This window comes from Microcoleus sp. B4-C2 (assembly GCF_036705265.1).
In the GTDB taxonomy this organism is placed as follows: Bacteria; Cyanobacteriota; Cyanobacteriia; order Cyanobacteriales; family Microcoleaceae; genus Microcoleus.
This window is the reverse complement of sequence record NZ_JAUBUB010000072.1, coordinates 29,240-34,262: the sequence shown is the minus strand read 5'-3', so window position 1 is coordinate 34,262 and position 5,023 is coordinate 29,240. Positions and strand designations below refer to the sequence as shown.

General features: G+C 41.2%; 9 protein-coding genes. 1 reads left to right on the top strand and 8 read right to left on the bottom strand.

What is annotated here, in order from left to right; genetic code table 11:
- Positions 1-209: 209 nt before the first annotated feature.
- The 7 genes from QUB20_RS19910 to QUB20_RS19880 all read right to left on the bottom strand — a co-directional run bounded on the left by QUB20_RS19910 (position 210) and on the right by QUB20_RS19880 (position 2,265).
- The gene (locus QUB20_RS19910; RefSeq protein WP_333248511.1) at positions 210-548 is read right to left on the bottom strand and encodes a hypothetical protein; all 339 of its coding nucleotides are present in this window, start codon (positions 546-548) and stop codon (positions 210-212) included.
- 164 nt (positions 549-712) lie between these two features.
- On the bottom strand, positions 713-1,081 hold the full coding sequence (locus QUB20_RS19905; protein ID WP_333248513.1) for a DUF5615 family PIN-like protein: 369 nt from the start codon (positions 1,079-1,081) through the stop codon (positions 713-715).
- Positions 1,081-1,305 (bottom strand): DUF433 domain-containing protein, encoded by a 225-nt coding sequence (locus QUB20_RS19900; RefSeq protein ID WP_190742266.1) that lies wholly within the window; start codon positions 1,303-1,305, stop codon positions 1,081-1,083. The genes QUB20_RS19905 and QUB20_RS19900 overlap by 1 nt, the downstream gene beginning before the upstream one ends.
- 35 nt (positions 1,306-1,340) lie before the next feature.
- A complete protein-coding gene (locus tag QUB20_RS19895; RefSeq protein ID WP_333271679.1) occupies positions 1,341-1,475 on the bottom strand; it encodes a hypothetical protein in 135 nt (44 codons plus the stop codon).
- Positions 1,476-1,479: 4 nt separating this feature from the next.
- The gene (locus tag QUB20_RS19890) at positions 1,480-1,866 is read right to left on the bottom strand and encodes a hypothetical protein (protein ID WP_333248516.1); all 387 of its coding nucleotides are present in this window, start codon (positions 1,864-1,866) and stop codon (positions 1,480-1,482) included.
- A 10-nt stretch (positions 1,867-1,876) separates the two neighbouring features.
- Positions 1,877-2,053 (bottom strand): hypothetical protein, encoded by a 177-nt coding sequence (locus tag QUB20_RS19885; protein ID WP_333248518.1) that lies wholly within the window; start codon positions 2,051-2,053, stop codon positions 1,877-1,879.
- Positions 2,050-2,265, bottom strand: a complete 216-nt coding sequence (locus tag QUB20_RS19880) for a hypothetical protein (RefSeq protein WP_333248520.1) — start codon at positions 2,263-2,265, stop codon at positions 2,050-2,052. The genes QUB20_RS19885 and QUB20_RS19880 overlap by 4 nt, the downstream gene beginning before the upstream one ends.
- Before the next feature lie 61 nt (positions 2,266-2,326).
- Between QUB20_RS19880 and QUB20_RS19875 the strand changes: the two genes are divergently transcribed.
- Positions 2,327-2,476, top strand: a complete 150-nt coding sequence (locus QUB20_RS19875) for a hypothetical protein (protein ID WP_333291599.1) — start codon at positions 2,327-2,329, stop codon at positions 2,474-2,476.
- 2 nt (positions 2,477-2,478) lie between these two features.
- Here QUB20_RS19875 and QUB20_RS19870 read toward each other — a convergent pair whose 3' ends face one another.
- The gene (locus QUB20_RS19870; RefSeq protein WP_333248524.1) at positions 2,479-4,833 is read right to left on the bottom strand and encodes a dynamin family protein; all 2,355 of its coding nucleotides are present in this window, start codon (positions 4,831-4,833) and stop codon (positions 2,479-2,481) included.
- Positions 4,834-5,023 lie beyond the last annotated feature (190 nt).

Sequence of the window (5,023 nt, the reverse complement as noted above, 5' to 3'; positions counted from 1 at the left end):
ATCAGTTGGCGTGTCATCACTGATGCCCTCTAAACACTATCTTTATTCTATGCAACTTCATATAAAATTGGTATTAGCAACCTCCCAACAAGAAATGATGCTGATTCCTAAACCTTGAGATTGATATTGTTATATCCTGTCCCGATGTTTCTGAGTCAGTCGTGTGTTATCGTCAACCCACCAAACCCATATATGAGTATCTAGTACAATCAGTGTAGCGCTTCCCAATCTTCCAAGGAAACCGCAGGTTCAAACGGCTCATTATAGCCAATGACAGTGCCTCGCAAAGGATATAGAAAAGTATTTTTCATGGTTTCATTTACCAAATTTAGATAGCTAATGAATTCTCGATATCCATCCAATTCTGTTTGTTCTTCGGGAGTGAGATTTGATGCTTGTTGTTGAGCTGTTAAAGTTTGAATTCGTTCCTGGGTTTGAATAGAAGCGCTAAATATTAAGAGTCCGTTGACTAACTCAATGCGGACAGAACCTTCGCTGGGCAAGCTGTTGGGTAAGTGAGGCAGCTTGATGGGCAAATTATCAATCATGGCATTAATTGACTGTATTTGATGTTGTTTTTTTAATTATACCGATCGCTCTGTTGAATTTGACAGTGGTTGCCATGCTGAAATTATAGGCCGATCGCACTTTAGGAATGAAAGGGCGATCGCTCTTTTTGTTATTTGGGGAAAAGGGATCTCGCTATCAATTTTTACTCTCGAATGCGAATTCTGTAAACTTCTACCAGTAGTAATTTACCTCGATAATGCTCCTCACTATCGTGCAATGATAAGTATTCTGTTAGCCTTGCCATCAACTGAGGAATAATTTCAGGGTGATTTCTCAGTTGAATAGAAATGATTCCTTGATATGAACTTGGCGGATAAGTCACAATATCTGAGAAGTCTCCATTCAGAGAAACAAGTATGGCATTTAATTCCTGAGCTTTGGCAATGACAATAGTATCTGGAGATTCTATTGAGATGTAATCTCCCAATACAAAAACTTCATGTCCGGTATCACGAAGTATTTGAATAATAGACTTAGGAACGCATTGATCGATGAACAATTTTAAACTCATTAGGCAACTGTTTCAAAATCCGACAAATCGCGAGCATAATCAAGACAAGCAGCTATCTGTTCTTTGGTGATATCTGGAAACTCGTCGATGATTTGTTCTACAGTGTTATTTGATGCTAAATATCCTAAAATCAGACCAACGGGAATTCTAGTCCCTTTGATTCTTGGTTTACCTCGCAGTACATCGGGGGTACTAACGATATGTTCTCTCCAGTTTACAGGCATAACTTGTCCTTTCTGAATCTGATAAGTTATATTATCTAATCTGACAAGTTATATTTTAACTTAAGGAATGGCGATCGCCCTTTGGGATTTGACATGGGAAAGGCGATCGCACTTTCGGACAATAAGGGCGATCGTACTTTCGGAAAAAGAAACAATTGCGCTACACTCAAAGCATTATGAGACAGCTTTGAGGTATTGCGTTACAGGCTTCAAATCGATGTCATCGTTGTCAGTCAGTATTTTAAATAAATGACGCGGGATGCCGGCTGCAATCAAAATTTCCAAATCGCGATCGAGCTTTGAGAAGTCTTCATAGATGCCCACAAACTGACTTACGCAAGCTAAAGATGAATCTTTCGGGTCATTGACTCCCGTGTATTTGTACTGAATATCAAAACCTGCTTTTTCGCCAATTTCTTCGATATCCCAGTCTACAAGATTAAGATCGATCGCTTCAACGGCCAGGGCAATATGACCGGGCGGTATGGGGTCAAGAGGCTCGCAGCACCAGCCCTCAGAATGATTCCATACACTTTGACCAAGAGATTCTCGAATTTTCATGTCTTTTCCCTCACTGAAAGTAGCAGCGAAACCAGGCTTTGCCTTCAGGACGAACATCTGCAAGAGACCGTTCATATTCAGTTGCTAGCTGTTGGCATTTCTTTTTCGCTTCTTTTAGGTTATACGCTTGTACGGGTTCGTTGATGGGATTGCCAAGCTCTTCTTTTTCCCGATCTGGATCTCTCACTCGTCCCCCTGTTTGCTGCTGTTGCTGGATGAGGGGGCTTGCTGAGCCTGAAACCATATCTCGATCGCCTCTTCCAACCCTTCTCCTATATTTAGCTGCTTCAGAGTACACGCAGCTTTAAACTGAAGTCCTAGTTCTTTTCGGACATCTCCCGATAGCTGTATGTAATTTGGGTCGTGTCGCTTGGCTGGCACTTCCGTACTTTTTCCCATTTAGGCTTCCTCCAATTTTTATATTCTCACGATCGTACACCTGTTCTGCTGATATGTTATCATGTTAACAAGTTTAATATGTGCGCGAGTGAATAAAAAAAGGGCGATCGCACTTTGGGATTTGACATGGGAAAGGCGATCGCGCTTTTGGTTATTTGGGGGAAAGGGCGATCGCACTTTTGGAAGAAAAGGGCGATCGTACTTTCTCTAACTTTACTTAACTGGCTTCCAACTATTGAGAGATTCCCGAATCGAACTTAATTGACTGAGGTACTCAATAAGCTTGGCTTTTTGATACTCAAGACGAGCTAGAATTTCCGGCGCTTCTGCTTCTTTCGTTTCCCGTTCCTTCAAAACGCGATCGAAGTCATTTTGAAACCTGTTGATATAATCATTGATTTGCCGTTCTGCACTTCGGAAATCAGCTTCCACCTGTTTTCCAATGACTCGCTCTAACAGTTTTTTATTTCTAGCTGTCTGCTCATCTATTTTGCGGTCGATCGAACCTAATGTTTGGCGTAAATCAACTTCAAAGAAGGAGCGATTTTCCGTTACAGGAACATCAGCATGATAGACTTCATCTGAATTGCAACAGCGACTTTTTCTCCCTGTTTCTTTCTTGCTAGTTCCGACAACTACTGCTACTTGTACATCTTTAACCCTTGCATCTATCCCCGCAAAATCAAAACTCGGAAATTGAATCGGGTTGATGTTTAGTTTCACTTGCAAAGCATCGCCCAGATAAGCAGACAGTTCATCTGAGATTTCTTGGATATCTTCTTGAATTCTTTTGGCTAACTCTTTGCGAATATTTGTTCCATCTCGAACAAGCTCATCTTGAGTATCTATCCACCAATTATGAATGTGTGGCGCACAAAACTCATTGATAGTTTCAACAATTTTCCCAGCTTCTGCCTTAGTTTTACACCGGAAAATGCACGGATCGAACTCTTCACTATCAACAATCTGTTCAGAGGCAGAGGTACTGAAAGCTTGTGGAATAGACTCACCCAGTATATCCAACAAGGATGCACCTAACTTAAAGACTCTCCCTAGGCTTTGACCAAAGCCAGGGATTAATTCTAATACGGCTTCTCCCATGTCTCCTACTCTTTGTCCCCAGCCTATATTATCAGATGTTGCTGGTGGTAGTTGACGACTTTGTTGAGTTTTTTTTGGCTTTGGAGATTTGGTGGAACGAGACTTTGCAATTTTATCTATCTCACTGGCTATCTGAGCTTTAGCCTCATTAGCAAATGTGTTAATGCCTTGACTAAATCCTTTGATTAGTGTTTGCTTCTGTTCCTCTACAGTTTTCTTTACAGATTCAATGTTCGCCCTCGCATTCTCCGAACGTCTTCTGTAGTCTTCTACTTTTTCTTTTAGGGCTTCAATTCCCATTTTCCAACCCCTAATCTGTGTATTCTGAGTATCCTCAATCGCCTTAGCAGCTTTATCAAGTTCTGCCACCACCTCACTCAATAAATTCCAGCCTGAATTTTGCGTAATCCTTTGAATGACTGTTTCTTGAATGCTCGGAATACCGCTATCTTGCAAAGCTCTTGGTGCAATCTCTTCAGGTAAAGGAATTACTCTCCTACCTTTTTCATCTCTCTCAGCATATTTGGCACTAAAGAAATCCTCAAAATCTTTTATCTCCTTTTCAGTGGCCTTTTCTTGCTGAATCAGTTTCGCTAGAAGCCCTTGTCGAGAACTAGCAGGGTAAATAACTGGATTGCAAAAGCCAAAGCCAACTAACTCTCGCTCTAAATCTTTAATGACATCAGCAATTTCTTTGTCTCTCTCTGTTTTTTGGTCAACTTTATTCAAAATAAAGTAAATTTTTCCCGTGTTCTCAGCTATAAAATCCTTACGATTTTCAACAACATCCTTAAACAAATCAGCAACTGCATTATCTTTGTAGGAAGCGTAGTTTAAAATAAACAGAATGGCATTGCAGGTTCGCAGTGCTTCTAGTGCTGTCTGCTTCAGTGCATTTATGTTGAAGTTTGCAGACTCCCACTCATTAGGGCCGGGAGTATCAACTAAGGTAAAGCCTGTGAGAGAAGATAATTGGCTAATTGCTTCAATCGGATGCTCTATTTCAAAGCGTGTAGTGTGATCGGGATTGCCTTGTTCTCGGATTTCACGGGTACGCTGCAGGAATTTTTGCTGAATTTCGCCTGCGTCACCCTCAACAAGAATGACTGGTTTTCTTTCTCCTTCTCGATACTCTAAAAGTTTAGGAGTTTTGCCCGGTTTAATGTGTCGGACATCTGTACGGCAGATAGTACAGGCGGCCGTTTCACTCGCCAGCACATCAGCACCGATGATAGAATTTAAGAAGGTGCTTTTGCCAGCTTTCATTGCTGCAATGACAGCTACTTGATACTTCTGATCTTGCAAAGCCTTTAAAGCTTTGTTAATTTCATCTTCAATGCTTTGTAGCCCTTGACTTTCATCTCCCTGAATGCGGAGTCCGTCACGGAATTCTTTGAGATATTGTAAGAGGAAAGTGCCTGTACTGTGAATGCTGGTGTATGCTGCTTGAAATTCTTGAGAAGACATAAGTTAATAATCTTGATTGAATAAAATATGAGAACAGACACAAAGATAATTGCCTGAGCGTTTCCAGTCGGTTTTAACTGAGATATTGCACCATTCTCAATAAGCCTTTTACGGACGGGCAGGATGCCCATCCCACAAGAAATTCACTCTTTGTGGAAGGGACGGGCAGGATGCCCATCCCACAAGAAAT

Coding starts and splice junctions, on each gene's coding strand:
- QUB20_RS19900 (WP_190742266.1), bottom strand. CDS start 1,305: ATGCCTGTAAACTGGAGAGAACATATCGTTAGTACCCCCGATGTACTG.
- QUB20_RS19890 (WP_333248516.1), bottom strand. CDS start 1,866: ATGAAAATTCGAGAATCTCTTGGTCAAAGTGTATGGAATCATTCTGAG.
- QUB20_RS19875 (WP_333291599.1), top strand. CDS start 2,327: ATGTTAACAAGTTTAATATGTGCGCGAGTGAATAAAAAAAGGGCGATC.
- QUB20_RS19870 (WP_333248524.1), bottom strand. CDS start 4,833: ATGTCTTCTCAAGAATTTCAAGCAGCATACACCAGCATTCACAGTACA.
- QUB20_RS19880 (WP_333248520.1), bottom strand. CDS start 2,265: ATGGGAAAAAGTACGGAAGTGCCAGCCAAGCGACACGACCCAAATTAC.
- QUB20_RS19910 (WP_333248511.1), bottom strand. CDS start 548: ATGATTGATAATTTGCCCATCAAGCTGCCTCACTTACCCAACAGCTTG.
- QUB20_RS19905 (WP_333248513.1), bottom strand. CDS start 1,081: ATGAGTTTAAAATTGTTCATCGATCAATGCGTTCCTAAGTCTATTATT.